The organism is Nocardiopsis sp. NRRL B-16309 (genome assembly GCF_001279585.1).
Taxonomy (GTDB): domain Bacteria; phylum Actinomycetota; class Actinomycetes; order Streptosporangiales; family Streptosporangiaceae; genus Nocardiopsis.
Genome location: NZ_LGEC01000016.1, coordinates 97471 through 124307 on the forward strand (window position 1 = coordinate 97471; position 26837 = coordinate 124307).

Genomic DNA, 26837 nt, shown 5'->3' on the forward strand with positions numbered 1-26837 from the left:
CACGCCGCCCTGGCACCGGGGGCCGGTCAGGGCACCTGGTAGGCACTGTCGCGGACGTCGGTGACGGCCATGTGGCCGGGGGCGTGGCCGATCGCGAACTCCGGTGCCGAGGCCGCCACCGCGGCCTGCGGGGTGACACCGCGCGCCCAGAACACCGGGATCTCGCCGGGCCGGACCTCGACCCGGTCCCCGTAGTCGGGGGCGTCGAGGTCGGCGATCCCCAGGGCCGCCGGGTCCCCCACGTGCACCGGTGCCCCGTGCACCGCCGGGTAGCGCGAGGTGACGCGGACGGCGTCGGCGACCCGGTCGGCCGGGACCGGTCTCATCGACACCACGAGCGGGCCCGGGAACCGCCCGGCCGGACGGCACTGCCGGTCGGTGACGTACATGGCGGCGTTGGTCCCGGCCTCCAGGTGGCGGACCGGGATCCCCGCCTCCAGCAGCGGGGCCTCGAACGTGAAACTGCATCCGAGGAGGAAGGCCACCAGGTCCTCGCGCCACAGGCCGACCACCTCCGAGCGCTCCTCCACCAGCTCGCCGTGCCGGTAGACCCGGTAGGCGGGCAGGTCGGTGCGCAGGTCTCCGGCGAACACCGAGGCGCTGGTCTCGCCCGGCTCCGTGACGTCCAGAACCGGGCAGGGCTTGGGGTTGCGCTGGGCGAACAGCAGGAAGTCGAACGCCGCCTCGCGCGGCAGGGCGATGAGGTTGGCCTGCGCGTATCCGGCGCTGTAGCCGGAGGTGGGCACCCGCAGCCCGTCCCGGAACAGCGCGCGGGCGCGGGACGGGGACAGCTCGGCCGGGGTCGTCATCTCGTCCTCCAGTGGTCGGTCAACGGCGGGTCCGGTCGGTGAAGCGGATCCGGGTGCCCGGCCGCGCCTGGGCCGCCCGGGGCAGGTCGGCGGACCGGATGACGGCCACGACCGGATATCCGCCGGTCACCGGGTGGTCGGCCAGGAACAGCACCGGTTCGCCGCCGGGCGGCACCTGGAGGGACCCCGCCACCATGCCCTCGCTCGGCAGCTCGCCCGGGTGGGACCGCTCCAGTGCCGGGCCCGACAACCGGGCGCCCACCCGGTCGCTGCGCGGGGTCACCTCGTACTCGCCGGACAGCAGGGTCTCCAGGGCGCGGCCGGTGAACCAGTCCTGTCTGGGCCCCAGGACCACCCGCAGAGTGATCCGGTCCCCGCTCACGGGGGCGGCGCACACGTGGTCCACGACCGGGAAGTCCCGTGGCGGCGGGCCGACCGGGAGCACCGAGCCGGGTACGGGCGGTTCCGGCCCCAGCCCCGCCAGCACGTCGGTGCTGCGCGAGCCCAGTACGGGGCGCACGTCCACTCCTCCGCGCACGGCCAGGTAGGAGCGCAGTCCGCGGGGCGGCAGACCCATGGCCAGCTCGGTTCCGTCGGGCAGGTGCAGGACGGTGTCCGTCGCGGCACCGCGCCCGCCGACGGTCAGGGGGACCGGCGCACCGGTGACCGCGACCGTGACCGGGCCACGGGCGCGGACCCGCAGACCGCCCATGGTCGTCTCCAGGGCCGCCGCGCCGGGAGGGTTGGCGAGCAGCCGGTTGGCGCGCGCGTAGGAGTCGGCGTCGGCCGCGCCGGATCGGCCCACCCCCAGGTCCGCGTGGCCGAAGCGCCCGGTGTCCTGCACCGTGGTCATCGGTCCGGCGGCGACGACCTCAAGCGCGCTCGCCGTGCTCATGGGGCCTCCGTGAAGCGCACGCGCACGCCCGGGCGCAGCAGCCCGGGAGGGTCGCGGTCCAGGTCCCAGATCCGCGTCTCGGTCCGGCCGAGCAGTTGCCAGCCGCCGGGCGAGCTGCGCGGGTACACGCCGGTGAACTCACCGGCCAGGGCGACCGACCCGGCGGGCACCCGGGTGCGCGCCTCGCCGCGCCGTGGCACGTGCAGGCGCGGGTCGTCGCCGACCATGTACCCGAAGCCGGGTGCGAAGCCGCAGAACGCGACGGTCCAGTGGGCGGCGGTGTGCGCGGCCACGACCCCGCGCGGGGTCAGACCGGTCAGCTCGGCGACGTCGGCGAGGTCCGCCCCGTCGTAGTGGACCGGGATGGTGACGGCGCCACCGCCACCGCCGTGGTCCCCCGGAGTGACGGGAAGCGCTGCGACGGCCGCCGCGACCCGGTCGGTGTCGGTCCCCGGTTCCACCCGGAGCAGGACCGTGCGGGCGGCCGGGACCACGTCGGTCACGCCGGGCGGCGGCTGCGCGGCCAGGGCTGCGCGCAGCGCGACGACCTCGGCCAGATCGGCCACCTCCACCAGCACGCCGGTGTCGGCACAGGTCAGAACGCGCACGTGGCCTCCTCGGGCGCGGCGAAGCATGTCGGGGCGGGGCGGGTGGGTCGGAAGAAGCTACTGCGGCACGAACCGTGGCCGCCGGAGCGGACGGAACGGAAGGCACTACTCATACGACGAGTCCGGTCATGGCTGTCGGGACGACGCGACCCTCGGCAGACGGGCTACTGCGCCGCGAACCGTGGCCGCCAGGGCGGAGGGGACGCCTGGTGCGTCGCCCGCCGGTGTGAGCGTCCGCCGAACGGGGGCAGGGACGGTCACACATACTTCTCCGCGAACGGCACGATCTCGATGCCCTCGGCACGCAGTCGGGCGGCGACGGCCCTGGCGATGTCGACGGCGCCCGGGCTGTCGCCGTGCACGCACAGCGAGTCGGCCTCGACCAGGATCTCCGTGCCGTCCACGGCCGTGACGGGCTCGCCGCGGGCGATGCGCAGGCAGCGCTCGGCGATCGCCTCGGGGTCGTGCAGCACCGCGCCGGGCTCGCGTCTCGACACCAGCGTCCCCTCCGGCGTGTAGGCGCGGTCGGCGAAGGCCTCCCGGTAGGTGCGCAGGCCCGCCTTCTCGGCCGCTTCCAGGAAGCGCGATCCGGGCAGCCCCAGGACCGGCAGGTCGGGGTCGAACTCCCGCACGGACGTGACGACCGCCTCCGCCTGCTCCTGGTGGTGCACGATCGCGTTGTAGAGCGCGCCGTGCGGCTTGACGTAGCGCACGCGGTCGCCCGCCAGGCGGGTGAAGGCCGCCAGGGCGCCCAGCTGGTAGACGACCTCGTCGGTCAGTTCGGCCGGCGGCACGTCCATGAAGCGGCGGCCGAACCCGGCCAGGTCGCGGTAGGACACGTGCGCGCCGACGTTCACCCCGCGCCGGGCGGCCTCGTCGGTGGTGCGGCGCAGCACGGACGGGTCCCCGGCGTGGAAGCCGCAGGCGACGTTGGCGCTGGTGACGATGGACAGCAGGGCCCGGTCGTCACCCAGCTCCCAGCGGCCGAAGTGCTCCCCGAGGTCGGAGTTGAGGTCGATGCGCAACGTCGGTGCTCCTTCGTGGATCGTGCCCGGGCCCGCCCCGGATGGTCGTGCCGGGTCCGCACGGGCCCGAGCGATCGTGCCGGGTCCGCACGGGTCCCGGTGGTCGTGCCCGGGCTCCTACCGGGTCTTTACCCCGTCCCGCCCGCCGTAGCGGAGCGGACCCGGGCCTGTGGACGAGGGCGGGTCCGGTGGATGGTCCGTCGCGTGCCGCGCGGCAGGGCGCCCGCGCCGAACCCCGCCCTGCCGACGGTCCCGCCCGTCCGGGTCGGGCCCGTGCCAGGAGATCACTGCCAGAGCGCGGCGATCCCGCTGAGCGAGTTGACGGCCATGTACGCGGTGAGCGCCCACGCCAGCCAGCCGACGACCAGCAGCCACACCGGGTAGCGGTAGCCGCCCAACAGGTCGCGGGAGCGGCGGGTGGCGACGTAGAGCATGATGCCGAGGCCGACCGGCAGGATCACGCCGTTGAGCGCCCCGGCCAGGATGAGCAGCGTCGTCGGCGCCTGTCCGGAGACCAGCAGGACGGCCAGGGAGACCCCGATGAACGCGGTCACCAGTGTCCCGCGCCGCTTCTCCAGCAGCGGGTGGAAGGTGGAGACGAAGGAGATGGAGGTGTAGGAGGCGCCGATGACGGAGCTGACCGCCGCCGCCCACATGATCACGCCGAACAGGCGCATGCCCGTCTCGCCCGCGGCCTGCTGGAACGCCTCGGCCGCCGGGTTGGCCGAGTCCAGGAGCGAGGCGCCGCCGGCGACCACGCCCAGGACCGCGAGGAAGAGCAGGACGCGCATCACGCCGGTCACGACGATGCCGGTGACCGAGGTCCGGGTGATGGCGGCGACGTTCTCGCGGCCTCCGTGGCCGAGTTCGACGAGGCGGTGCACGCCCGCGTAGGTGATGTAGCCGCCGACGGTGCCGCCGATGATGGTCACGGTCGCCAGGAAGACGTCGGTGCCCAGCTGGTCGGGCAGGACGGACTGGCGCAGGGCCTCGCCGACCGGCGGCCGGGAGACGACGGCGACGTAGAGGGTGAGGGCGATCATCCCGACGCCGAGCACGACGAGGATCCGGTCGAGTGCCGCGCCCAGGCGCTTGACGCCCAGGATGACGACGGCGAGCAGCGCGGACAGGACGGCGCCCACGCGGGTGTCGAGGCCGGTCATGGCGTCCAGGCCCAGCCCGGTGCCCGCCAGGTTGCCGACGTTGAAGACCAGGCCGCCGAAGACGATGAGGGCGGCCAGCACGTAGCCGGCGCCGGGCACGACCTTGTTGGCCAGGTCCTGGGCGCGCACGTTCGCGACGCCGATGACCCGCCAGATGTTCAGCTGGACGGCGATGTCGACCAGGATCGAGACGAGGATCGCGAACGCGAAGGTGGCGCCGAGCTGCGCGGTGAAGGTCGTGGTCTGGGTGATGAAGCCGGGGCCCACGGCGCTGGTGGCCATGAGGAACAGGGCGCCGAGCAGTCCGCTGCCCAGCGTGACCCGACCGAAACGGGGCCGCACCTTGGATGGCGCGGGAGGGATGTCGCCCATGGGTTCTCCTGAACGGTGGCGAGGGGGTTACACGACGGCCACCCACGCCGTCGTGGGATTGTTGAACAATACTTCAATCCTTCGAGAATCTGTAGAGGGACCGAACGTAAAATCGCCCGACTCCGGTACGTAACATGGAAGGCCCACGAGCCTCGAAGGAGCCCACGTTGACGGCGACGGACGACCACATCGACCGGCTCCCCGAGGCCGACGACGCCCTGGCGCCGGTCAGCAGCCAGGCCGAGCGGGTCGCCGACATGCTCCGGTCGTTCGTCATCAACGGCTCCCTCGCCCCCGGCGTCCGCCTGTCCGAGGAACGGCTCAGCCGCAAGTACGAGGTCTCCCGCAACACCCTGCGCGAGGCGTTCCGCCTGCTGAGCCGCGAGCGCCTGCTGGTCCACCAGTTGCACCGCGGCGTGTTCGTCAGCCGCCCGACCTGCGCCGACGTGCGCGACCTGTTCAGCGTCCGGCGGCACCTGGAGCTGCCCGCCGTCCGCCGGGCCGACCGCGCCGACACCGAGGCCGTCCGCGCCGTGGGCGCCGCGGTCGACGAGGGCGAGGCCGCCCGCGACCACGCCGACTGGTGGGCGATGGGCACCGCCAACATGCGCTTCCACCAGGCCCTGGCCGCGCTCGCGGGCAGCGCGCGCCTCAACGAGTTCATGAACCAGGTCCTGGCCGAGACCCGCCTGGTCTTCCACGTCATGAACGACCCGGAGGAGTACCACGCGCCCTACCTGGACTGGAACCGGCGCATCCACACCGCCCTGGCGGCGGGGCACCCGGACCTGGCCGCCGACGAACTGGCCGCCTACCTGGACGCCTCCGAGACCCAGCTCGTGACCGCCTTCACCGCCATGGAGAACGGCCCCGGACCAAGGTCCTGAAATGCCATGATGGGGGCGCCATGGAACTGAACGGACGCCCCGTCAGCACGGGGGAACTCGCCTCCCTCGCCCTGTACGGCTACGGCCACTTCACCACCATGCTGGTGGACGACCTGCGGGTCCGCGGCCTGGACCTGCACGCACAGCGGCTGGCCCGGGACTGCCGCACGCTCTTCGGCGCCGACCTGGACCTGCCCCGGGTCCGGGAGCTGGCCCGCCGCACCGCGCGCGAGCACCCCTCCCCCACGGTGGTCCGGGTGACCGTCTACGACCCGCACATGGACCTGGGCCGCCCCGACGCCAGCGTCCTGCCGCACGTGCTGGTCACCGCCCGCCCCGCACCCGACCCCGGGTCCGTGCCGCCGCCCGTGCGCCTGGGCACGCGCGGGTTCTGCCGGGAGGCGCCCGAGGTCAAGGGAACCGGGCTCTTCGGCGCGGTCCGCGAGCGCCGGGCCGCCCGGCTCGACGGCCACGACGACGCCCTGTTCACCACGCCCGACGGGCTGGTGTCGGAGGGGCCGACGTGGAACATCGGCTTCGTGGACGGCGGCGGCCTCGTGTGGCCGGACGCCCCCGCCCTGGACGGTGTGACCGCGCGCCTGGTCGACCGGGTCGCGTCCGACCTGGGCATCCCCGTGATCCGGCGCTCGCTCACGGCCTCGGCGGCCACCCGGATGTCGGGCGCCTTCGTCACCAACGCCGCCACCGGACTGCGCCCGGTCGCCGCCCTGGACGGTGTGCACCTGCCCTCCTCCCCGGTGGTGACGAGGCTGGCCCACGGCTACGCCGCGCTGTCGGGGGACCGCCTGTAGGCCCGGCCCGGCCACCACACGCGCCGACCCGCGTCCAGGGACAGCGCGGGCACCAGGACGGTGCGCACGAGCAGCGTGTCCACCAGGACGCCGAACGCCACGAGGAAGGCGAGCTGGAGCAGGAAGAGCAGCGGGATGACGGCCAGGGCGGCGAAGGTGGCGGCCAGCACCACGCCGGCCGAGGTGATGACCCCGCCCGTCACCGTCAGCGCCCGCAGGACGCCCTCGCGGTGTCCGTGTTCGAGGGTCTCCTCCCGTGCGCGCGACATGAGGAAGATGCTGTAGTCGACGCCGAGGGCGACCAGGAACACGAAGGCGAACAGGGGCACCACGGGGTCGGCGCCCGGCAGTCCGAGCACGTGGTCGAACAGGAGCGTGCCCACGCCGAGGGTGGCGGCGAAGGACAGCACGTTGGCCGCGACGAGCAGGAGGGGCGCCAGGAACGAGCGCAACAGCGGTACCAGGACCAGGAACACCACCACGAGCACCAGGGGGACGACGACGGTGAAGTCGCGCTGCGCGGTCTCCAGGGTGTCGAGGTCGGTGGCGGTCACCCCGCCCACCAGGGCGTCGGCGCCCTCGACGCCGGCCAGCTCCGCGCGCAGCTCGCGGACCGCGTCCACGGCCTCGCTCGACTCGGGTTCGGCCGCCAGCACGACCTCCACCAGGACACGGTCGTCCACGACCAGCGGCGGTTCCGTGACCGGCGGCCGGCCCTCGGCAGCGGGCGGACCCGCCTCCGTGAAGGGCCCCGCGGAGACGACGTCGGGCAGGTCCTCGGCCGCGGCGACGACCTCGTCCAGACGCCCCGCGTCGGCGACCACGAGGGCGGGTGCGGCGGAGGAGTCGGCGCCGAACCCGCGGGTGAGCACCTCCTGCCCCTCGACCGCCTCGACCTCGGTGCGGAAGATCTCCGCCTGCCCGCTGCCGCCCGCGTCGAACCGGGGCGCGAACGCGGCGGCGGCCAGCAGCACCGCCGCGCAGGCCAGCCAGTACGCGCGGGGCCGGCGGCCCACGGAAGCCGCCACCCGGCCCCACAGGCGGTGCCGGGACAGGACCAGGTCGGTGGACTCGCGCGTGCCGGTGCCCTCGCGCTGGGGGGCCAGCGGCCAGAAGACCGCCCGCCCGCACAGGGCCAGCGCGGCTGGCAGGAACGTCATCGCGGACAGCATGGCCGCGGCCACGCCGATGGCCACGACGGGGCCGAGGCTGCGGGTCGAGGACAGGTCGGCGGCCAGCAGGCACAGCAGGCCCAGGATGACCGTGCCGCCGGAGGCCAGCACGGGGCCGGTCACCGCGCGCGCCGCGGCCAGGGCGGCCCCCGGGGCGTGCTCGCGCAGCAGCAGTTCCTCGCGGTAGCGGGCCACCAGCAGGAGCGCGTAGTCGGTGCAGGCGCCCACGACCAGGATGAAGAGGATGCCCTGGCTCTGGCCGTTGAGGCTGACCGCGCCCGCGTTCGCGGCGGCGTAGACCAGGGCGCCGGACAGCCCGAGGGCGAGCAGGGACGCCAGGATCACCAGGACCGGCAGCAGGGGTGACCGGTAGACGGCGACCAGGATGACCAGCACCGCGGCGACCGCCACGACCAGCAGGGTGGAGTCGATGCCGCCGAAGGCGGCGGACAGGTCGGCCGCGTAGCCCGCCGGGCCGGTGACCTGCGCGGTGAGCCCGTCGACCCGGTCCCGCTCCAGCAGGGCCCGCAGGTCCTCGACGCTGTCGCCGGTGTCGTACTCCGACCCGATGGTGACGACGAACTGGGCCACGGAGGCGTCCTCGGTGCCGGGGAAGGGCCCCGCGACCGGTTCGAGGGCCCACGGCCGCTCGCCCACCCGCTCGGCGACCTCGCGGACGGAGGCCAGGTCCTCCTCGGTCAGGTCGTGGTCGGCGGAGTAGACCACGACGGCGGGGACGCCCTCGGCGCGGTCGAAGTCCTCGGCGATCGCGTCGACCTCGGTGGACTCGGCGCCGACCGGCAGGAAGGCCGCGGGGTCGTTGGTCTGCACCTCCCCCAGGCGTCCGACGAAGGAGCCGAGCGGGCCCGCCCCCAGCACCCAGACCACCGTGACCAGCAGGGCCACGACGGTCCACCGCCATGGTCCCCGCGTCCCCGTCTTCGCGCGTGTGCGCACTGTCGCCGTCCCCTCCGCCGCACGAGAATGCTCTAAATCCATGATTCTCGGATTTCGAGCTTTTTTGACGACGTCAGGCTACCCCCTCCCGACCCGGTACGCGCACCGGCCCCCGTGATCTCGGCGTCCCCGCGGGCACCCGGACGCGGCGCCCCCTCAGTGCGCCGCGGCCGGGTCCTCGCGCACGGCCCGCCGCGCGATGTTGCGGGCCATGGATCCGAAGACGATGCCGTGGAAGGGCGTCACGGCCCACCAGTACAGGTGGCCGGACAGGCCGCGCGGGCGGAAGAGCGCGCGCTGGTGGTAGACCGTGCGTCCCCCCACCCGTGCCACGCCCAGCTCCAGCCACGCCAGTCCCGGCAACCGCATCTCCGCGCGCAGGCGCAGCAGGCGGCCGGGCACGATCTCCTCCACGCGCCAGAAGTCCAGCGAGTCGCCCGTCCGCAGCCGTGCCGGGTCGCGCCGCCCCCTGCGCGGCCCCACCCCGCCCATCGCCAGGTCGATCCAGCCCCGCGCCGACCAGGCCAGCGGCCACGAGTACCAGCCGCGCTCGCCCCCGATGCCCTCGACGACACGCCACAGCCGCTCCGGCGAGGCGTTCACCCGGCGGGCCCGGCGGTCGGTGTACAGGCTGCCCCCGGCCCAGTCGGGATCGGTCGGCAGCGGGTCCGACGGCGCGTCCGGCCACGCCGCCGACGACCAGCGCGTGTCCACCCGCGCCTGGTCGACGCGGCGCAGCGCCAGCTCCACGGCCTGGTCGAACCCGATCCGGCCGTGGTCGTCGAGCAGGTCGGACAGGTCGTCCTCGCCGCAGACCGCGTCGTGGCGCAGCGACTCCACGAGCGGCCGGGCGACCGACGGCGGCACCGGCGAGATGAGGCCGACCCACAGGCTCGACAGCCCGGGCGAGAGCACCGGCACCGGCAGGATCAGCCGGCGCGACAACCCCGCGACCTTCGCGAAGCGCTGGATCATCTCGGCGTAGGTCAGCACCTCCGGGCCGCCGATGTCGAAGGAGCGTTCGGTCCCCTCGGGCAGGTCGAGCGCCCGGACCAGCAGTCGGAGCACGTCGCGGACCGCGATCGGCTGCACCCGGCTGGACACCCAGCGCGGCGTCGTCATCGCGGGCAGGCGCTCGGTCAGGTACCGCAGCATCTCGAAGGACGCCGAGCCGGACCCGAGGATCACCGCGGCGCGCAGGACCACGGTCGGCACCGGCCCCTCCGACAGGATGCGGCCGACCTCCTCCCGGGAGGCCATGTGCGGCGACAGCTCCGCGTTCCTGGGCGCGAGGCCGCCGAGGTAGACCAGGCGGCGCACGCCGGCCTCACCCGACGCGCGGGCGACGTTGGCCGCCGCCCGCGCGTCGGTGCCCTCGAAGCCGCGCCCGCCGGCCATGGAGTGCACCAGGTAGTACGCGGCCCCGACGCCGTCCAGGGCCTCGGCGAGCCCCTCCCCCGAGACGACGTCGCCCCGGACGACCTCCACCCGGTCCCGCCAGGGGTGGTCGCGCAGCTTGGCCGGCGTGCGGGCCAGGCAGCGCACCCGGCACCCGGCCGCCAGCAGCTCCGGGACCAGGCGGCCGCCGATGTAGCCGGTCGCGCCGATCACCAGGACGCGCCCGGGCCCGCTCCTCCGTGGCCCGCTCATCCGTGCGCCCGCGGGAGCCCGGTCCCGTGCCACCGCGGCCCCCGCGCGCGGTGCTCACGGAACGGGTTGTCCTCGGCCAGGCCGCCGCTGAAGCGCCCGTACATCCCGAAGGTCATCAGCATCAGCCCCACCACGAAGCTGAAGATGACGTTGGGCATCGAGAAGGCCAGGATGTTGGGTCCCGCGCTCATCAGGTAGAGGTTGACCAGCCCGCTCCCCACGAACGCCGTGCCCATGACCGTGCACACGGTGGAGGCGAACACTCCCCCGAGCACCGCCGCCCCCAGCAGCAGGGCGCCGAAGGCCACCGAGAGGAAGCCCAGGGCCCCGTTGGTGGACAGCCCAGCCACCACTTCCCCCTGTGTGTCGAACAGCGGCAGCCGGGTCGTCAGCCCCGCCCACCCGAAACCGATCAGGATGAGCGCGGTCGCCCCGGCGCCCACCCGGTAGACGGTGTCCAGCCGACGGTCGGGCCTGCGGCGTGTGTCGAGTTCCATGATCCGCCCCCCTCGCGGTGTCCTTGCAGCTAGAGTCTGCCCACAGTGGCGCGGGCCACAAGTCGCATCGCTTTCGCATCGGTTGGGGACACCATGTCCGACGCGCTCACTCCCGGGGCCGCCGCGCGGCTGCTCGGCGTGGCCCCGGCCACCCTGCGCAGCTGGGACCGCCGCTACGGCATCGGTCCCCGCGAGCGCAGTCCGGGCGGCCACCGCCGCTACGGCCCCGGCGACCTGGCCCGGCTGCGCACCCTGTGCCGCTTGGTGGGCGAGGGGCTGCCGCCCGCCGAGGCGGCGCGCCAGGCGCTCGACACCGCGTCGGGATCGGTCCACGAGGACGCCGCCGACGCGAACGTCGGCCCGGCCCCCGCCGACCAGGACCTGCCGGTGGGCGCCGGCCCGGCGGCGCTGCAGGGAGTGGCGCGCGCGGCGATGCGCCTGGACGCCGACCTGGTGGAGTCGTTGCTGGAGGAGCGCCTGCGGGAGTCGGGCGTCGTGGGGGCGTGGGAGGAACTGGCCCAGCCCCTGTTGTACGGCATGGGACGCAAGTGGGAGGCGACCCGCACCTACGTGGAGGTGGAGCACCTGCTGTCGTGGTGCGTGTCCTCCGCGCTGCGCCGGGTCGCGGCCGGTCCGGTGGACGGGTCGACGCGGGTGCGGCCCGTGCTCTTGGCCTGCACGCCGCGGGAGATGCACGGCCTACCGGTCGAGGCCCTGGCGGCGGCGCTGCGGGAGGCCGGGTCGCCGTACCGGGTCCTGGGCCCCTGCACCCCGGTGGAGGCGACGCTGCGCGCCCTGCGGCGGCTGGGCCCGCGGGCCCTGGTCCTGTGGTCGCACGCGCCGAAGCAGGCCGACGCCGCCGTCTTGGCCGCGGCCGCCCGGGCGGCCGCCGACGCGCCCGTCGACACCGCGGTGTTCACCGCCGGGCCGGGATGGCGGGAGGGCGGCGCGACCCGGTTCGCGCACGGCCACCTGGGCTCGCTCCGCGACGCGGTGGCGGCCCTGCTGCGGTAGCCGGTCGCACTCGGCGAGCCAGGCGGGACGAAGCTTCCGGTCAGCGTCCCCGGCCGGTGCGCCCCGGTCGCGCTCGGCGAGCCCGCCGGTGCTCCCGGTCGGCATCACGGGACTCGCCCACCCCCTCCGGCCGGGCCGCCGCGCCCGGCGAGGCGGTGCCACAGGTGCTCGGCGGTGGTCAGGGACATCGCGCCGACGGGGGTGGTCAGGCCCATGGCCAGTTCGCGGTGCAGCGGGGAGTCGCCGTCCAGGAAGGCCAGCACGTCGCCGAGCCGGTTCCGCGCGAACAGCCCGGTGAAGAACTCCGCGCCCTGGACCCGCCCGGTGTCCAGGGCCCGCAGCATGACCGCGTCTATGGCCAGGTGGCGGCGGCGGTGCGGAACCGGCGGCACCGGCACGCGCCCGTCCGCGAGGGCGGCGGCCACCGCGCGCGCCTGGCGTCCCACCCCGCTGAACGTGTAGCCGGTGGCGGGCCGGGTCGCGCCCCCCGCCGCCCCCAGCCGGAACAGGCGCCGCCCCACCCGGGTGGGCGTCCGCGCGTCGGTCATCGGGATGACGCCCTGTTCGGCGGCGGTCACCTCCACCTCCCCGAGCCCGGCGAGCGCGCAGTAGTCGGCCAGCGCGCTCTCGTAGGCGGGCGTGCTCAGTGCGGTGCGGCCGAACTCGGTGTACTCGACCAGCGCGGTGCGGCGCGTGAGCGGGAGCACGTAGCCGAAGGACACCCCGTGCCGGGGCTGCGGTGTGCGCAGGTCCATCAGCACGGCCGCCGCGGGATCGAAGGCGTCCCCGGGGGTGCGCACGAACCAGCCCCGGAAGTGCTGGAGCAGCCTGGTCCGCGCCGGGAGCGGGCGGGGCGGCGGGCGGGAGTCGAACACCCAGCGGGCGGTGAGGGTCCGCGGCGAGCCGTCGGGGGCCGTGGCGGACACCGTGGCGTGGTCGGGCCCGTCCGCCAGGCCGGTCACGAACAGCGTGCGCTGGTCCACGTGCCCGCCGGAGCGCGCCCGCACGTGCTCGGCGACGTCGGTCGAGCGCAGCATCTTGTACACGTAGGGGTCGGCCCGAGAGGTGCGTTCCGTCCCGTCCGCGCCCACGACGGACAGGTTCTCCCAGCGCGCGGCCAGCAGCGCGTCCCACGGGCCCCCGCCCCGTTCCCAGAAGCACCAGGTCCGCGGCGGCGGCGTGTGCGGGCCCGGCGGAGCCTCGACCAGCACCGCGTCCAACGGGACACCGCGCCGTTCGTTGACCCGCCCCATCAGGTGGGCGAGAGTGAGCCCAGCGGCTCCCCCGCCGATGATCGCCACGTCGTAGTCGGCCATGCGACCAGCATGCCCGCCGCGCGGCGGTCCGCGGGCGGGCGACATCCACCAGCCCGGGGAAGGGTATGTCCAGCACCACGATCGAGATGAAGCACGGCGCGGTCACCGACGAGTTCGACCACGCCGCCCGCTCCTACGACCGGCTGGTGGCCGCCAATCCCGGCTACCACTCCCACCTGCGCGCCTCCGCGCGGCGGCTGCGCCTGCCGGGCCGGGGAGAGGGCCTGCGCCTGCTGGACCTGGGCTGCGGCACGGGCGCCTCCACGGCCGCCCTGCTGCGCGCGGCGCCGCTGGCGCGGATCGCCGCGGTGGACGCCTCGCGCGGCATGCTCGACGCGGCCGCCGCGAAGGAGTGGCCGCGGGGGGTCACCTTCCATCGGGCCCGGGCCGAGGAGATCACCCCCGCGTGGGCGGACGAGCACCTCGGCGGGCCCGCCGACGCCGTCTTCGCGGCCTACCTGATCCGCAACGTCCCCGACCCCGACGCGCTGCTGGCCTCGGTGCGCTCGGTGCTGCGGCCCGGCGGCCGACTGGCCCTGCACGAGTACTCGGTGGCCGACTCACCGGCGGCGCGCGCGGTGTGGTCCGCCGTGTGCTGGGGCGTGGTCATCCCCGCGGGCGGCGCGCTCACCGGCCGCACAGACCTGTTCCGCTACCTGTGGCGCAGCGCCATGGAGTTCGACGGGCGCGCGGGCCTGTTGGACCGCATGCGCCGGGCCGGTCTGGTGACCGTGGCGAGCGCGCCCCTCCCGGGATGGCAGTACGGGATCACGCACACGTTCGTGGGCGCCCGCCCGCTGGAGGGCCGGACCAGATGAGCGCGGAACGGATGGGCAGGGCCGACGCGACGGGTTCCCGGGGCGACGGAGCCGATCCGCCAGTAAGGGGGGCCGGCCCCGGGGCCGACGCGACGCGCTCCCGCGCCAACGGGGCAGGCTCCCGGATCGACGCGGCCGGTTTCCGAGCAGAGCCGGCCGACCCCCGGGCCGAGGCCCTGCGCCCCGCCCCGCCCTCGGGGCCCCGGCCGCGGCAGACCCCTCGCGCGGCCGTGATCGGGGGCGGGATCGCCGGGCTGGCCGCGGCCTGCGCCCTGGCCGAGCGCGACGTGGAGGCGGTCGTGTTCGAGCGCGAGGACACCCTGGGCGGTCGGCTGCGCGGCTGGGAGACCGTCCTGGCCGACGGGTCCCGGGCCACCATGACGCGGGGCTTCCACGCGTTCTTCCGGCAGTACTACAACCTGCGGGCCCTGCTGCGGCGGTCCGACCCCGGCCTGGACGGGCTGGTCCCGCTCGCCGACTACCCGCTCGTGCACCGCGACGGGCCGCGCGACCGCTTCGCGGGCCTGCCCCCGGTTCCGCCGTGGAACGCCGCCGTCCTGGCGGCCGTGAGCCCGAGCTTCCCGCTGCGCGACCTGGCGCGGGTGAACGTGCCCGCCGCGCTCCAGCTGCTGGACGTGGACACACCCGGGGTCTACGAGCGACTGGACCACCTGAGCGCACGGGAGTTCCTGGACGCGGTCCGCTTCCCGCCGACCGCGCGCCACCTGGCCTTCGAGGTGTTCACCCGCAGCTTCTTCGCCTCCCCCGACCGGCTCTCGGCCGCCGAGCTGGCGGTCATGTTCCACGTGTACTTCCTCGGCTCGTCCGAGGGGCTGGTCTTCGACGTGCCCCGCTCACCGTTCCCGCAGGCGCTGTGGGACCCGTTGTGCGCGCGTCTGGCCGACGAGGGCGCGGTGCTGCGCCCCGGCACGCCGGTCGGGTCGGTCGAGCGCGGACGGCACCGCCGGTTCCGCGTCGCCTGGGGCGGCGGAGAGGCGCAGGAGTTCGACGGCGTGGTGCTCGCCACCGACCCGGGCGGACTGCGCGCCCTGGTCGCGGCCTCCCCCGGGCTGGGCGACGCCGCCTGGCGCGACCGGGTGGCGCGGCTGCCGAGCGCGCCGCCCTTCCTGGTCTCGCGCTACTGGCTGGACCGGCCCGTGCGCCCGCACCGGCCCGCCTTCCTGGGCACCGCCGGGTACCCCACCCTGGACAACGTCAGCGTGCTGGAGCGCTACGAGGACCAGGCGCGCGACTGGGCGCGGCGCACCGGCGGCTCGGTCGTGGAGCTGCACGCCTACGCGCTGGAGCCCGGGTGCGACCCCGACGCCGAACGGGCCTCGCTGTGGGAACAGGCCGCGACCGTCTACCCGGAGCTGCGCGCCGCCCGCGCGGTCGACTCCCGGCACGAGCTGCGGGCGGACTGCCCCCTGTTCCCGCCGGGGAGCCACCGGGACCGCGTGCGGGTCGGCACGCCCGACCCCCTGCTGGCGGTGGCCGGTGACCACGTGGGCGTGGACCTGCCGGTCGCGCTGATGGAACGGGCCGCCACCAGCGGGTTCCTGGCCGCCAACGCGCTGCTGTCCCGCTGGGGGCGGCCGGGGCACACCGTGTGGAGCGTGCCGTCGCGCGGACGGAGCCGCCCGCTGCGCGCCCTGGCCCGGGCGGCGCGTCAGCCGGGCCAGCGGCCCGAGGCGCGCAGCAGGTAGCGGCGCTCGGCGTAGGCGAGGTCGTCGCGCCACAGCCGCCGCGCGGCCGTGCGCAGGAGCGGGCGCACGGCCCCGGCGAGCCGGCGGGCCAGCGCGAAGCCGGGGCGCCCGGACGCGGCCACGGTCGCCTCGATGACCGCCGTGCGCGGGACGCCGTCCCGGTCCGTGCCCAGGGGCGTGGCGTGGGTCTCGACCACGCTGCCCACTCCCTCGCCCTCGGTGATGCGCATGACGACGGTCCGCGGTTCGGGGCAGGTGAACTCGGCCCGGACCGGGACGCCCCACCGCCCGGCCACCTTGAAGCCCACGTCCACGACCATCCGGTCGGGTTCGGGGTCGGGGCCCTCCGGCACCTCGACGACCCTCAGGCCCAGGAACGAGTAGGGGTGGAACCAGGACCCGTGCCACGGGTCGAGGCGGTTGGCGATCACGTCCTCGGGCTCGCAGCGGCCCGCCAGGCTCTCCACGGCGGAGATGGCGGCCTCGGCCCGGGGCCGCTCCGGTACGACGGGTTCCGGCAGGGGCTCCTCCCCGCCCTCGCGGTCCAGGCGGACCCACACGAGCACGCCGTCGTCGTGCGCGGGATAGGGGCTCCAGCCCGGGAATCCGTCCGAGCCCAGGGACAGGCCGTGCCACCGGCACACCAGGCGCCCCTCGGCCACCGCGCCCCGGCACAGCGGGGCGCCCAGGTGCGGGCAGGCGCCTGGCCCCGCGTGCGGGGTCCCGTCCGGGGTCCGCCAGGCCACCAGCTCGGTCCCGGCGACCACCCGGCCGAACGGCCGGTCCGCGCGGACCTGCTCACTCGCGGCGAGCACGAACCAGTTGCCGGAGGGCCGGACCAGCGCGCGTTTGAGCGCGGCTCCGATGACGGCCGGGGCGGCGCCCCGCCAGGTGGGCTCCTGGGCGTTCCACCGGGTCGAGGGAAGCCGGGACAGCGGGAACCGGCCGGTTCCGGGTTCGGGGGTGCTCACGAATCAGTCCTCCACAGGTGGGCGCCGCGTTCCGCGCTCCGCGGACGCGGAACCGACCGTGCCAGCAGCGAACGGGCCAGGGCGGGCACCGCGGCGACCGCCTTGCGGGTGTCCGAGACCCGGTGCCGGACGCTCCAGACGTCGTGGTCGGCGGCGCGGATCTCGTCCAGGATGGCGCGGTAGAGCCGGAAGGCGGTGGCGACACACGGTCGGGCCACGGGCGAGAGCATCGCGATGCCGGGGCGCGCCCTGCGGTAGAAGTCCTCGTTGACCTCCACCAGGGCGGCGACGGCGCGGCGGGCGCGCGGGTCCGCCGCGCGGGCGCGCCAACAGCGCTCCAGCAGGCCCCGGTCGACCCCGTGCTCGGCCAGCACGTCCGCGGGCAGGTAGACGCGGCCCCGGTCCAGGTCCTCGGCCACGTCGCGCAGGAAGTTGGTGAGCTGGAAGGCCTCGCCCAGCGCGGCGGCGTGCGGGGCGGCCTCCTCGCGGGGCACGACGGTGCCCAGGACCGGCAGCACCTGCAGGCCGATGACGGCCGCGGATCCGTACATGTAGGTGCGCAGGTGCGCCAGGTCGGTGTACCGCGTGACGGTCAGGTCCATCCGCATCGAGGCCATGAACGCCGTGAAGTAGTCGTCGGGCAGGCGGTAGCGCCGTGCCGTGTCCGCGAGCGCGCGCAGCGCGGGGTCGGGGGCCTCGCCGCCGGACAGCACCAGCGCCAGCCCGGCTTCGACGGCGTCCAGGCGCTCGTGCTGATCGGCGACGGTGGTGCCCGGGGCGGGTTCGTCCACGATGTCGTCCACCCACCGCGCGAACCCGTACAGCGCGTGCACCGCGGGCCTGCGCCCGGGGGGCAGGACGCGCGTGGCCGTGTAGTAGGTGCGCCCGTGGCGGGCGTGCAGGGCCCGGCAGTACACGTAGTCGGCCCGGAGCCGGTCCCCGCTGATGCCTGCCGCGTCGAGTTCGCCGAGGACGCCCCTCACCGGACGCCTCCGGTCCGGGACAGCACGCGCGCGGCGGCCAGCTTGCCCGAGACCAGGACGGTGGGCACCCCGACTCCGGGCGTGGTCCCGCAGCCGGCCAGGACCGCGTTCGACGTCCCGGGCACGGTGTTGCCCGGACGGAAGGGCCCGGTCTGGGCGAAGGTGTGCGCGAGGGAGAACGGGGTCCCGTACGCGAGCCCCTGCCGCGCCCAGTCGGCCGGGGTGACCAGGCGTTCGGTGCGGATCGAGGCGTCCAGGCCGTTCAGCCCGCGCTCCTCCAGCGTGGCGACCAGGCGGTCCCGGTAGCGCGGGCCCTCGGCGTCCCAGTCGATCCGCCCGGCGGCGAGGTTGGGCGCGGGCGCGAGCACGTACAGCAGGTGCCGGCCCTCGGGCGCCAGCGTCGGGTCGGTGACCGTGGGCTGGGTCACCAGCAGGGAGGGATCGCTCATGGGCCGCCCCTCGTCGATGACCTCGTCGAAGGTGCGCTTCCACGCCCGCCCGAACAGGATGCTGTGGTGGGCCAGGGAGCCCCACGTGCGGTCCGTGCCCAGGTGCAGGACCACCGCCGAGGGCGAGAAGCGGTGCGGCACCGGGCGGCGGGCCCGGTGGCCCAGGAGCCGGTGGGCGGCGGGCAGGTCGGTGGTGAGCACGACCTGGTCGCAGGGCAGCCGCTCCCCCTGGTCGGTGACCACGGCGGTGACCCTGTCGCCGCGCCGCTCCAGGCGTGTCACCGACTCCCCGTAGCGCAGGACGCCCCCGGCCTTGGCCGCGGCGGCGGCCAGGGCGTCGCCCACGGCGCGCATGCCGCCCCGCGGGAAGTGGACGCCCGCGACGGTGTCCATGTAGGCGATGACGGCGTAGGCGGCCAGGGCCCGGTCCGGCGGCACCCCAACGTACAGCGACTGGAAGGAGAAGATCCGGCGCAGCCGCTCGTCGCGTACGTGGCGGCCCACGGCCGGGTCCAGGCGGCCGAACCCGCCCAGGGCCGCCAGCCTGACCAGGTCGGGCCGGAGCAGGTCCAGGGGCGAGTCGAACTGGGCGTCGATGAACGAGCGCATCTGGACCCGGTACAGGCGGGTGAGCCACTCGCGCAGGCGCAGGTAGCCGACGGCCTCGCGGAGCCCGGCCACGCGCGCGACCTCGGCCGCCATCCGCGCGCGGTCGGTGTGGACGTCGATGGTGGAGCCGTCGGCGAAGGCGGCCCGGTACGCGGGCGCCAGGGGCACCAGGTCCAGGCGTTCGTGGACCGACTCGCCGACCGCGCCGAAGGCCTCGTCCAGCAGGTCGGGCATCGTCAGGACGGTCGGCCCGGTGTCGATCCGGAACCCGTCCAGGTCCAGTCGGCCGGCGCGTCCGCCGGGGTGGTCCTCGCGTTCGACCACCACGACCTCGCGCCCGGCGCCCAGCAGGTGCAGCACACAGGCCAGACCGGACAGGCCCGCCCCGACCACGACGACCGGGTCGCGCCCGCGTGGTCCCCCCGGTCGGCGCCCGTCCCGCGCGCCCCGGCTCCGGTGGATCGGCATGATCGTAGGTCCTCTCCCGCCCCGAGGGGCGCGTTCAGGGTCGGGCGGACGCCGCGCCGAGGCTCCGCAGCCCCTCCATGACGTCCGGGTCGATCGGGAGGCCGGCCAGGTGGGCGACCCCGCGGTCCGCCAGCGCGCGGCAGCGCCGCAGGACCAGCTCACGGGCGCCCAGGGCGTCGAGCACGCGGGCGGCGAGCGCCGGGTCGGTGGGGTCGGGCTCCCTCCCGACGCCGTCCAGGAGCCGTTCGGCCGCGGTGTCGCCGCGCTCGCGCGCCAGGCGCAGCCCGGCCGACAGCAGGAGCGTGTTCCTGCCCCGCGCCAGGTCCTCCCCGGCCTGCTTGCCGGTCCGCGCGGGCGAGCCGTAGGCGTCCCTGAGGTCGTCGCGCAGCTGGAAGGCCACGCCGACGTCGCGGCCGTAGGAGCGCAGGGCGCGCACGACCGGCTCTGGGGCGGCGGCCAGCGCCGCGCCCAGGTGGAGCGGGCGTTCGGCCGTGTAGGCGGCCGTCTTGTACAGGTCCGCGCGCAGGGCGCCGCTCTCGGAGCGCTCCCGCCGCACCTGGCCGCGGATGTCGAGGAACTGCCCGGCCATGACCTCCGTGCGCACCCGGTTCCACACCCGGCGCCCGGCCGCGCGCGTGGGCAGGTCCGCCAGGGCGCCGTCGAGCAGGTCGTCGGCCCAGGCCAGTGCGAGGTCGCCGGTCAGGACCGCCATGGCCTCGCCGTAGCGGCGGTCCTCGCCCGCGTAGGCGCCGGTCCGGTGCTCGGCCGCGTAGGAGGCGTGGACCGAGGGTGCTCCCCGGCGCAGCGGTGAGCCGTCCATGACGTCGTCGTGGACGAGCGCGAAGGTCTGGAGGAGTTCGAGGGCGGCGCAGGCGCGCAGGGCGGCCCCGGCCGCCGGGCCCGCCGGGGCTCCTCCTCCGGCGATCCACCCCCACCAGCCCAGCAGCGGGCGCAGCCGCTTGCCCGCGCCCAGGGTGAAGGCGCGCAGGCCGCCCACCAGGTCGCGGCCGAACCCGGGGTCCAGCTCCTCGGCCTCGCGCTGCCGCTCGTCCAGGCAGCGGCCCAGCGCGGCGTCGACGGCGGCGCGCACGGACTCCGCGTCCGAGCCGACCGGGAGGCGGGTCCCGTCCTGATCCGTTCGCACCTTGTGGATGACCGGCTCCTCAGTGCCACACATACCTTGGAAAGGGAGAATCTTGGTTTTCGTTCTAATTCCCCGTGCGACGATCGTCAATCATCCGATGCGCCGCGCCCCGTAGACTCACGGGGAAACGACCATCCGGCCGCCGAGCCGTTGGGAGCCGCATGGACACCGCATCGACCACCCCCGCCTCCGGTGGAGCCCCGGGTGGTACGAGCGATGAGCGGGCACGGGCCGAGCTCTACCAGGCCCTGCAGACCGACGGCCAGCAACTCGCCGTACGGCTCGTCCGCCTCCTGCACCGGATGTCCGACCGCTCGGGCATGAACCCGACCGACTTCCAGTGCTACACGCTGTTGCGGGTCGGTGGCACGCTGACACCCGGGGAGATCGCCGACAGCCTCCGCCTGTCCACCGGATCGGTGACCGGCGTGATCGACCGCCTGGAGGCGCACGGGCTCGTGGAGCGCACCCGCCACCCGCGCGACCGCCGCAAGGTCGCCGTCCGCCTGGTCGAGGGCGCGGACACGGTCGCCGCCGCCTCCGCGCCCGGGATGCGCGAGGCCATGACCCGGCTGCACGAGGGCTACTCGGTGGACGAACTACGGGTCATCACGGACTGGCTCGACCGCGTGGGCACCACACTCGACGACCTCATCGCCGGCTCCGGCTGACGCGCTCCCCCGCCCCGTTCTCGCGCTCCCCGCCCCCTTCGTCCCGAAACATGACGAACGTCCACGTTGTCGAGGTTGTTTGGCGACCGGCGGGCCCCGCCTTTACCATCCACGGGACACCATCCCGGCACCGGGCCCCGTAGCCGAGGGGCCCGGGCCACCGAACCGCCGCAGGCGTACCCGTCCCACCCGGGCTGGGAAGGAGCCACCATCTCATCCCTGCGCACCTACCTCAGAGAACACACGAACCCGGCGGTCTTCGGCGTCTCGGGCGCCGTGATCATCGCGTTCCTCGCCATCGGCATCGTCGCCACCGACCCCCTGCTCGACGCGACGACCGCCACCCGTGACTGGATCAGCAGCGAGCTCGGCTGGCTGTACGTCCTGTCCACGACGTTCTTCCTGGGCCTAGCCGTCTTCATGATGCTCAGCAGGTTCGGCCGGATCCGGCTGGGCCCCGACGACTCGCGCCCGGAGTTCAGCACCCTCGCCTGGTTCGCCATGCTCTTCACCACCGGCATGGGTATCGGCCTGGTGTTCTGGGGCGTCTCCGAGCCCATCCACCACCTGACGTGGCCGCGCGACGCCGACTACCTGGTCGACGACGGCCCGGTGCCGGAGGCCGCCAACGAGGCCCTGGCCCTGAGCCTGTTCCACTGGAGCTTCCACCCCTGGGCGATCTACATCGCGCTGGGGATGTCGCTGGGCTACTTCGCCTTCCGCAAGGGCCTGCCCCTGCGCCCGGCCTCGGCCCTGTACCCGCTGATCGGGGAGCGGGCCTTCGGCTGGCCCGGGAACATCGTCGACATCCTCGCGGTGTTCGGCACGATCTTCGGCCTGGCCACGTCCCTGGGCCTGGGCACGCTCCAGATCAACGGCGGGCTCACCCACGTCTTCGGCATCCCGAGCAACTCGACCGTCCAGTCGGTCATCATCATCGTCATCACCAGCATCGCCCTGCTGAGCGTGCTGGCCGGGATCGACAAGGGCATCCGGCGGCTGTCGGTCATCAACCTGTGGCTGGCGTTCCTGCTCCTGGTCGTCGTCTTCCTGTTCGGCCCCAAGCTGTTCATGATCTCCACCATGACCACGTCCGCGGGCGAGTACCTGGGCAACCTGGTCCCGTGGAGCCTGTCCTTCCCGAGCCCGCTGACGGACCCGCAGGCCGCCGACTGGACCACGACCTGGAGCGTCTTCTACTGGGGCTGGTGGATCTCCTGGGCACCCTTCGTCGGCATCTTCCTCGCCCGCATCTCCTACGGCCGCACCATCCGCGAGTTCGTCATCGGCGCGCTGTTCGCCCCGGTCGCCGTCTCGATCCTGTGGTTCGGCGTGTTCGGCGGCTCGGGCCTGTACTACGAGCTGTACGAGAACGCCGGTCTGGCCGGTCTGGACGAGGAGGACCGGGCGTTCCGCGTGATGGACCTGATGTTCTCCTTCGCGCCCGCGCTGGGCGACGCGGTCTCGCTGCTGCTCATCGTCGTGGTCACGATCTTCTTCGTCACCTCGTCCGACTCCGGATCGCTGGTGGTGGACACCCTGACCAACGGGGGCGACACGCACCCGGTCCGCTGGCAGCGGGCCTTCTGGGCGGTCGCCGAGGGCGCGGTCACCCTCATCCTGCTGGTCCTGGGCGGGGAGAACGCCCTGGAGGCGCTGCAGGCGGCCTCGGTGGTGACCGGACTGCCCTTCGCCCTGATCCTGCTGTTCATGCTCTGGGGACTGGGACGGGCACTGGCCAAGGAGAGGGTCCCGAAGCTGGTCAGACCGGAGCGCCCCACCGAGGACCAGCGACCGCCCGCCAAACCCTAGGTCGGAGGGAGCACACCGCGTGAACCACGCATCCACGGACACCGACAGGAGGCGGACGTGACACCGAAGAGGTTCAGCAACCCCTTCCACGGGGTGGTGGACATGATCACCGAGATGAACCGCATCTCCGACACCATGTCCTCGATCGAGACCAGCCAGGCGGGCGAGCGCGAGCGCGGCTACGCCGACGCCTGGAGCCCGCCCACCGACATCCTGGCCCGCGGCGACGACCTCGTCGTCAGGTGCGAGGTCCCCGGGGTCTACGAGGAGGACGTGGCCGTCAGCCTGTCCCACGGCGTCCTCACCATCAGCGGGGAGCGCCGGCGCGATGACGACGACGTCGTGTACTACTCCTCCGAGCGGTACATGGGCACCTTCCGACGGGACATCAGCCTGCCCGAGGAGATCAGCGAGAACGACATCGAGGCGAGCTACGGCGAAGGCCTGCTGGAGGTGACCGTGCACGGCGCGGCCAACACCGCGGCGCCCCGGAAGATCTCGGTCCGGCGGCGCAAGCGCCAGTAGCGCCCCACCGTCCGGGCGTGCCCGCGGGCCCGGACGTGCTCGTGGCCGACAGGCCGGGACCCCCTGCGACGCGTCACCGCAGGGGGTCCCCGTCCGTCCGGAGAGTGCCGGGAACCGAACGGGGCCGCGAACCGACTTGGGAGGGGAACGGCCGCGCACCCTGCGGCCCGAGACCGTGGAGCACCCATGAACCCGACCCGTACCGCCGGGGCCGCCGCCCTGTTCTCCCTCGCCCTGGCCCTGTCCGCCTGCGGAGGGGCCGACCAGCCCGAGGAACAGGCGGGAGCCGCCGCCGAGGACGGCGCGGCCGAGGACACCGCCGCCGCCGACGGCTTCGAGATCAGCGACCCCTGGATCAAGGCCGCGACCGTCGACGACGGCATGACCGCCGTGTTCGGCGAGATCAGCAACACCTCCGACGCCGACGTGACCATCGTCTCGGCCGAACACGAGGCCGCGGGCATGGTCGAACTGCACGAGGGCGTCACCGAGGGCGCCGACACCACCATGCGCGAGATCGAGGGCGGCTTCCCCATCCCGGCGGGCGGCTCGCGCGTCCTGGAGGCGGGCGGCGACCACATCATGCTCATGGACCTGACCGAGGACCTGGAGCCGGGCAGCGAGTCCACCGTCACCGTGGAGTTCGCCGACGGCTCCACCGCCGAGTTCACCGCGCAGGTCAAGGAGTTCGCCGGCGCCAACGAGGACTACGACGGCGGCAGCGGCGACGAGGAGGAGTACGAAGAGGGCCACGACGAGCACGCCGGTCACGAGGACGAGCACATGGAGGACGAGGGCTGATGAGCGAGCGCAGACCGCCCTCGGACCGGTTCTCGCGGCGCGGGCTGCTCCTGGGCGGCGCCGCGGCGGGCGTCGGCGCCGCCGGGGCGACCGTCGCCCACCGGCTGGTCGGCGGGGAACCCGTCCCCGAGAACGCGGCGCCGCCGGTCCACGGCACACAGACGGTCGCCTTCCACGGACCGCGCCAGTCCGGGGTGGAGACCCCGCCCCAGGCGCACGCCTGCTTCGTCGGCCTGGACCTGGAGTCCGGCGTGGACGCGGAGGGCGTGGGCCGCCTCCTGCGGCTGCTCAGCGACGACGCCGCCCGCCTGGGCGCGGGGCGGGCCCCGCTCGCGGACACCGAGCCCGAACTCGCCGAGGTCCCCGCACGGCTCACGACGACCTTCGGGTTCGGGCGCGGGCTCGTGGAGCGGGTCGACCCCGGAGCCGTCCCCTCCTGGCTCGGCCCCCTGCCCGAGTTCGACCAGGACGACCTGCGCCCGGAGTGGGGGCAGGCCGACCTGTTGCTCCAGGTGTGCGCGGACGACCCGGTCACCGTCTCGCACGCGGCCCGGATGCTGGTGAAGGACGCCCGCGCGTTCGCCGGAGTCGCGTGGACCCAGACCGGCTTCCGCCGCGCCCACGGCTCCCAGCCGGACGGCACCACCATGCGCAACCTCATGGGGCAGGTGGACGGCAGTATCAACCCGAGACCGGGGACGGAAGAGTTCGATCAGTTGGTGTGGGCCACCGGCGGCCCGGCCTGGCTCGACGGCGGCACGTCGCTCGTCCTGCGCCGGATCGCCACCGACCTGGACACCTGGGACGAGCTGGACCGCCCCGGGCGCGAGGCGGTGATCGGGCGCAGGGTGTCCGACGGCGCGCCGCTCACGGGCGGGGGCGAGCGCGACGACGTCGACCTGGACGCCACCGACTCCACCGGCCTCCCGGTCATCCCCGCCTTCGCGCACGTCCGGCGGGCCCGCACCGGCGACCCCCGCCAGCGGATCTTCCGCCGGGGCTACAACTACGACCTGCGCGACACGCTGGGCGGCTCTGGCGAGGCCGGGCTGCTGTTCGCCTCCTTCCAGGCCGACCCGGTCCGCCAGTTCGTGCCCATCCAGCGCCGCCTGGACGAGTTGGACCTGCTCAACGAGTGGGTCACCGCCGTGGGATCCGCCGTGTTCGCGATCCCGCCGGGCTGCGAGGAGGGCGACTACGTGGGCCGGGCACTCGTGGAGGGGTGATCATGCGACCATGAACCCATGACGGAGCTGCCTCCGATGCGAGCGGCGCGCGCCGGGGTCTTCACCTCGGTGTGCCTCGCCGTGTCCGCGGGCGGCCACGCCGCCGCCTCCGGGCACGGCGTCCCGCTGATCGGCCTGGTCGCGGGCGCCGGACTCGTGTTCCTCTCCGCCTGGGCGGGCAGCGCACGCGAGCGCGGACTCGGCGCGATCACCGCCTGGATGCTGTGGGGCCAGCTCGCCCTGCACCTGCTCTACTCCGTGGCGTCCTCCTCGACCGGCCACGGCGGGCACGACCCAGGCTCCGTGGCGGCCGGCGCCGAGGCGATGGCGGCGGCCTCCGGGAGCGGCGGCATGCTCGGCCTCCACCTCGCGGCCGCCGCGGTCTGTGCCTGGTGGCTGCGCCAGGGGGAGGCGGCCCTCTTCGCCTACCTGCGCTCGGTGGCCGCGGCCCTGCTGCCGCTGCTGCTGGCCATCGTGCCCCGGGTGCGCCCGGTCCCGCGCCCCGGACGGCCGCCGACACCCGTCCGGCCCCGCCCGAGCGCCCCGTACCTGCGCCACAGCCTGGTTCTCAGGGGACCACCGGTCGCGCTCTGAGGCGTGGCTCCCCGTGCCCCGGCCGGATCGCCCACGCCCTTCGCGTCCCCTGAACACCGCGCGTACCGACGCCCGGGGCGGGGCGTGTGCCGTGCCGCCCCTGGCGGCGCTCCCGCGCCCCCGGCCCCGGGCCGGTCGGCGCGCGCTCGGCACCGAAGAGGGCCCATGCCAGTCACGCACATCGACGACCTCGAACACCTGGCCGCCCACGCGCGCACGGGGTCGCGCTCCGCCCTGGAGGACCTGGTCCGGCGGACCAGACCCGACGTGACCCGCTACATCGCGCGCAGAGTCCCCCAGGACCGGGTCGAGGAGCTCACCCAGGAGACCTACCTGCGCGTCCTCGGGGCTCTGCGTCGCTACTCCGGGCGCGCCCCGGTCCGCGCCTGGCTGCTGGCCATCGCCCGCAACACCGTCGTCGACCGCTACCGCAGCGACGCCGCCCGCCCGGACTGCGTCGGCGGCACCGACTGGGAGCTGGTCCCCGCCTCCCGGGGCCGCTTCGACGAGTACCTGGCCCTGCGCACGCTGCTGGACTCGCTCAGCCCCGAACGCCGCCAGGCGTTCGTGCTCACCCAGGTCGAGGGCTGCACCTACGAGGAGGCCGCCCGCCTGGTCGGGGCACCAGTAGGAACGATCCGCTCCCGGGTCGCCCGCGCCCGCAGCGACCTCGTCCGCCAGGTCGCCGCCTAGCGCAAGCCCCACACCCCCTGGGAAGCCCGGAGGAACACACGTACCCCCGGGGGGCCAAAGCCAACCGTTCAGCCAACCGGTGTGCAGGGGTTGGCCCAGGGCGAGCGACCCCCCAGGTGGCGAAAGGGCGGCCGTTCAACCCTCTCGGGGCCAAAGGGGCCCGAGAGACACGCGCCCACGTGAACCCCAA

Annotated in this window: 25 protein-coding genes; 12 read left to right on the plus strand and 13 right to left on the minus strand. The window is 74.9% G+C overall.

Annotation, left to right across the window (positions count from 1 at the left end):
• Positions 1 to 26: 26 nt before the first annotated feature.
• The 5 genes from ADL05_RS03465 to ADL05_RS03485 all read right to left on the minus strand — a co-directional run bounded on the left by ADL05_RS03465 (position 27) and on the right by ADL05_RS03485 (position 4872).
• Positions 27 to 809 carry a putative hydro-lyase gene (locus ADL05_RS03465; protein WP_053615383.1) on the minus strand — a complete coding sequence of 261 codons (783 nt, stop codon included), beginning with the start codon at positions 807 to 809 and terminating at the stop codon, positions 27 to 29.
• A 19-nt stretch (positions 810 to 828) separates the two neighbouring features.
• Entirely contained in the window at positions 829 to 1704 is an 876-nt protein-coding gene (locus tag ADL05_RS03470; protein ID WP_053615384.1) for a biotin-dependent carboxyltransferase family protein, read from the minus strand.
• Positions 1701 to 2312, minus strand: a complete 612-nt coding sequence (locus tag ADL05_RS03475) for an allophanate hydrolase subunit 1 (protein ID WP_053615385.1) — start codon at positions 2310 to 2312, stop codon at positions 1701 to 1703. The genes ADL05_RS03470 and ADL05_RS03475 overlap by 4 nt, the downstream gene beginning before the upstream one ends.
• A gap of 257 nt (positions 2313 to 2569) precedes the next feature.
• Complete coding sequence (locus ADL05_RS03480; RefSeq protein ID WP_053615386.1) at positions 2570 to 3337, minus strand: LamB/YcsF family protein; 768 nt, start codon at positions 3335 to 3337, stop codon at positions 2570 to 2572.
• Between the two features lie 284 nt (positions 3338 to 3621).
• The gene (locus ADL05_RS03485) at positions 3622 to 4872 is read right to left on the minus strand and encodes an NRAMP family divalent metal transporter (RefSeq protein WP_053615387.1); all 1251 of its coding nucleotides are present in this window, start codon (positions 4870 to 4872) and stop codon (positions 3622 to 3624) included.
• Between the two features lie 167 nt (positions 4873 to 5039).
• Here ADL05_RS03485 and ADL05_RS03490 point away from each other — a divergent pair, with 167 nt between their 5' ends.
• On the plus strand, positions 5040 to 5759 hold the full coding sequence (locus ADL05_RS03490; RefSeq protein ID WP_053615388.1) for a GntR family transcriptional regulator: 720 nt from the start codon (positions 5040 to 5042) through the stop codon (positions 5757 to 5759).
• 20 nt (positions 5760 to 5779) lie between these two features.
• Positions 5780 to 6571: an aminotransferase class IV family protein gene (locus tag ADL05_RS03495; RefSeq protein WP_053615389.1), complete on the plus strand. Its 792-nt coding sequence runs from the start codon at positions 5780 to 5782 to the stop codon at positions 6569 to 6571.
• Here ADL05_RS03495 and ADL05_RS03500 read toward each other — a convergent pair.
• From ADL05_RS03500 to ADL05_RS03510, 3 genes are all read right to left on the minus strand, one after another.
• Positions 6541 to 8649 (minus strand): MMPL family transporter, encoded by a 2109-nt coding sequence (locus ADL05_RS03500; RefSeq protein WP_369800884.1) that lies wholly within the window; start codon positions 8647 to 8649, stop codon positions 6541 to 6543. The two genes, ADL05_RS03495 and ADL05_RS03500, sit on opposite strands and share 31 nt — an antisense overlap.
• Positions 8650 to 8856: 207 nt before the next feature.
• On the minus strand, positions 8857 to 10350 hold the full coding sequence (locus ADL05_RS03505; protein WP_053615604.1) for an SDR family oxidoreductase: 1494 nt from the start codon (positions 10348 to 10350) through the stop codon (positions 8857 to 8859).
• Positions 10347 to 10847 (minus strand): hypothetical protein, encoded by a 501-nt coding sequence (locus tag ADL05_RS03510; protein WP_053615391.1) that lies wholly within the window; start codon positions 10845 to 10847, stop codon positions 10347 to 10349. The genes ADL05_RS03505 and ADL05_RS03510 overlap by 4 nt, the downstream gene beginning before the upstream one ends.
• Before the next feature lie 93 nt (positions 10848 to 10940).
• On the opposite strand from ADL05_RS03510, the gene ADL05_RS03515 reads away from it, so the two are divergent.
• Complete coding sequence (locus tag ADL05_RS03515) at positions 10941 to 11861, plus strand: MerR family transcriptional regulator (RefSeq protein ID WP_053615392.1); 921 nt, start codon at positions 10941 to 10943, stop codon at positions 11859 to 11861.
• Positions 11862 to 11965: 104 nt separating this feature from the next.
• Here the strand turns inward: ADL05_RS03515 and ADL05_RS03520 are convergent, their stop codons facing one another.
• The gene (locus ADL05_RS03520) at positions 11966 to 13177 is read right to left on the minus strand and encodes a lycopene cyclase family protein (protein WP_053615393.1); all 1212 of its coding nucleotides are present in this window, start codon (positions 13175 to 13177) and stop codon (positions 11966 to 11968) included.
• A gap of 65 nt (positions 13178 to 13242) precedes the next feature.
• Here ADL05_RS03520 and ADL05_RS03525 point away from each other — a divergent pair, with 65 nt between their 5' ends.
• Entirely contained in the window at positions 13243 to 13995 is a 753-nt protein-coding gene (locus tag ADL05_RS03525) for a class I SAM-dependent methyltransferase (protein ID WP_053615394.1), read from the plus strand.
• Positions 13992 to 15701: an FAD-dependent oxidoreductase gene (locus ADL05_RS03530; protein ID WP_156365706.1), complete on the plus strand. Its 1710-nt coding sequence runs from the start codon at positions 13992 to 13994 to the stop codon at positions 15699 to 15701. The genes ADL05_RS03525 and ADL05_RS03530 overlap by 4 nt, the downstream gene beginning before the upstream one ends.
• Here the strand turns inward: ADL05_RS03530 and ADL05_RS03535 are convergent.
• From ADL05_RS03535 to ADL05_RS03550, 4 genes are read right to left on the minus strand one after another with little or no spacing between them, the layout of a single operon-like run.
• The gene (locus ADL05_RS03535; protein ID WP_053615395.1) at positions 15665 to 16672 is read right to left on the minus strand and encodes a DUF5914 domain-containing protein; all 1008 of its coding nucleotides are present in this window, start codon (positions 16670 to 16672) and stop codon (positions 15665 to 15667) included. The genes ADL05_RS03530 and ADL05_RS03535 overlap by 37 nt on opposite strands.
• Entirely contained in the window at positions 16669 to 17655 is a 987-nt protein-coding gene (locus tag ADL05_RS03540) for a phytoene/squalene synthase family protein (protein WP_053615396.1), read from the minus strand. The genes ADL05_RS03535 and ADL05_RS03540 overlap by 4 nt, the downstream gene beginning before the upstream one ends.
• Positions 17652 to 19181, minus strand: coding sequence for a phytoene desaturase family protein (gene crtI / locus ADL05_RS03545; protein ID WP_053615397.1), 1530 nt, complete (start codon positions 19179 to 19181; stop codon positions 17652 to 17654). The genes ADL05_RS03540 and crtI overlap by 4 nt, the downstream gene beginning before the upstream one ends.
• A gap of 34 nt (positions 19182 to 19215) precedes the next feature.
• On the minus strand, positions 19216 to 20325 hold the full coding sequence (locus ADL05_RS03550) for a polyprenyl synthetase family protein (protein ID WP_231640585.1): 1110 nt from the start codon (positions 20323 to 20325) through the stop codon (positions 19216 to 19218).
• A 161-nt stretch (positions 20326 to 20486) separates the two neighbouring features.
• Between ADL05_RS03550 and ADL05_RS03555 the strand changes: the two genes are divergently transcribed.
• The 7 genes from ADL05_RS03555 (at position 20487) to ADL05_RS03585 (ending at position 26647) form a co-directional block, all read left to right on the plus strand.
• A complete protein-coding gene (locus ADL05_RS03555) occupies positions 20487 to 20996 on the plus strand; it encodes a MarR family winged helix-turn-helix transcriptional regulator (RefSeq protein WP_053615398.1) in 510 nt (169 codons plus the stop codon).
• Between the two features lie 276 nt (positions 20997 to 21272).
• Positions 21273 to 22808, plus strand: coding sequence for a BCCT family transporter (locus ADL05_RS03560; RefSeq protein WP_053615399.1), 1536 nt, complete (start codon positions 21273 to 21275; stop codon positions 22806 to 22808).
• A 57-nt stretch (positions 22809 to 22865) separates the two neighbouring features.
• Positions 22866 to 23333 carry an Hsp20/alpha crystallin family protein gene (locus tag ADL05_RS03565; RefSeq protein WP_053615400.1) on the plus strand — a complete coding sequence of 156 codons (468 nt, stop codon included), beginning with the start codon at positions 22866 to 22868 and terminating at the stop codon, positions 23331 to 23333.
• A 186-nt stretch (positions 23334 to 23519) separates the two neighbouring features.
• Positions 23520 to 24134 carry a copper chaperone PCu(A)C gene (locus ADL05_RS03570; protein ID WP_053615401.1) on the plus strand — a complete coding sequence of 205 codons (615 nt, stop codon included), beginning with the start codon at positions 23520 to 23522 and terminating at the stop codon, positions 24132 to 24134.
• Positions 24134 to 25360: a Dyp-type peroxidase gene (locus ADL05_RS03575; RefSeq protein WP_053615402.1), complete on the plus strand. Its 1227-nt coding sequence runs from the start codon at positions 24134 to 24136 to the stop codon at positions 25358 to 25360. The genes ADL05_RS03570 and ADL05_RS03575 overlap by 1 nt, the downstream gene beginning before the upstream one ends.
• A gap of 18 nt (positions 25361 to 25378) precedes the next feature.
• Complete coding sequence (locus ADL05_RS03580; protein WP_053615403.1) at positions 25379 to 25954, plus strand: hypothetical protein; 576 nt, start codon at positions 25379 to 25381, stop codon at positions 25952 to 25954.
• A 165-nt stretch (positions 25955 to 26119) separates the two neighbouring features.
• Complete coding sequence (locus ADL05_RS03585; RefSeq protein ID WP_053615404.1) at positions 26120 to 26647, plus strand: sigma-70 family RNA polymerase sigma factor; 528 nt, start codon at positions 26120 to 26122, stop codon at positions 26645 to 26647.
• Positions 26648 to 26837 lie beyond the last annotated feature (190 nt).

Excerpts from the sequence above, each read along its gene's own strand:
- ADL05_RS03575 (WP_053615402.1), top strand. The coding sequence starts at position 24,134 with ATGAGCGAGCGCAGACCGCCCTCGGACCGGTTCTCGCGGCGCGGGCTG.
- ADL05_RS03465 (WP_053615383.1), bottom strand. The coding sequence starts at position 809 with ATGACGACCCCGGCCGAGCTGTCCCCGTCCCGCGCCCGCGCGCTGTTC.
- ADL05_RS03530 (WP_156365706.1), top strand. The coding sequence starts at position 13,992 with ATGAGCGCGGAACGGATGGGCAGGGCCGACGCGACGGGTTCCCGGGGC.
- ADL05_RS03505 (WP_053615604.1), bottom strand. The coding sequence starts at position 10,350 with ATGAGCGGGCCACGGAGGAGCGGGCCCGGGCGCGTCCTGGTGATCGGC.
- ADL05_RS03470 (WP_053615384.1), bottom strand. The coding sequence starts at position 1,704 with ATGAGCACGGCGAGCGCGCTTGAGGTCGTCGCCGCCGGACCGATGACC.
- ADL05_RS03555 (WP_053615398.1), top strand. The coding sequence starts at position 20,487 with ATGGACACCGCATCGACCACCCCCGCCTCCGGTGGAGCCCCGGGTGGT.
- ADL05_RS03570 (WP_053615401.1), top strand. The coding sequence starts at position 23,520 with ATGAACCCGACCCGTACCGCCGGGGCCGCCGCCCTGTTCTCCCTCGCC.
- ADL05_RS03485 (WP_053615387.1), bottom strand. The coding sequence starts at position 4,872 with ATGGGCGACATCCCTCCCGCGCCATCCAAGGTGCGGCCCCGTTTCGGT.
- ADL05_RS03580 (WP_053615403.1), top strand. The coding sequence starts at position 25,379 with ATGACGGAGCTGCCTCCGATGCGAGCGGCGCGCGCCGGGGTCTTCACC.
- ADL05_RS03520 (WP_053615393.1), bottom strand. The coding sequence starts at position 13,177 with ATGGCCGACTACGACGTGGCGATCATCGGCGGGGGAGCCGCTGGGCTC.
- ADL05_RS03525 (WP_053615394.1), top strand. The coding sequence starts at position 13,243 with ATGTCCAGCACCACGATCGAGATGAAGCACGGCGCGGTCACCGACGAG.
- ADL05_RS03515 (WP_053615392.1), top strand. The coding sequence starts at position 10,941 with ATGTCCGACGCGCTCACTCCCGGGGCCGCCGCGCGGCTGCTCGGCGTG.
- ADL05_RS03495 (WP_053615389.1), top strand. The coding sequence starts at position 5,780 with ATGGAACTGAACGGACGCCCCGTCAGCACGGGGGAACTCGCCTCCCTC.
- ADL05_RS03510 (WP_053615391.1), bottom strand. The coding sequence starts at position 10,847 with ATGGAACTCGACACACGCCGCAGGCCCGACCGTCGGCTGGACACCGTC.
- ADL05_RS03585 (WP_053615404.1), top strand. The coding sequence starts at position 26,120 with ATGCCAGTCACGCACATCGACGACCTCGAACACCTGGCCGCCCACGCG.
- crtI (WP_053615397.1), bottom strand. The coding sequence starts at position 19,181 with ATGCCGATCCACCGGAGCCGGGGCGCGCGGGACGGGCGCCGACCGGGG.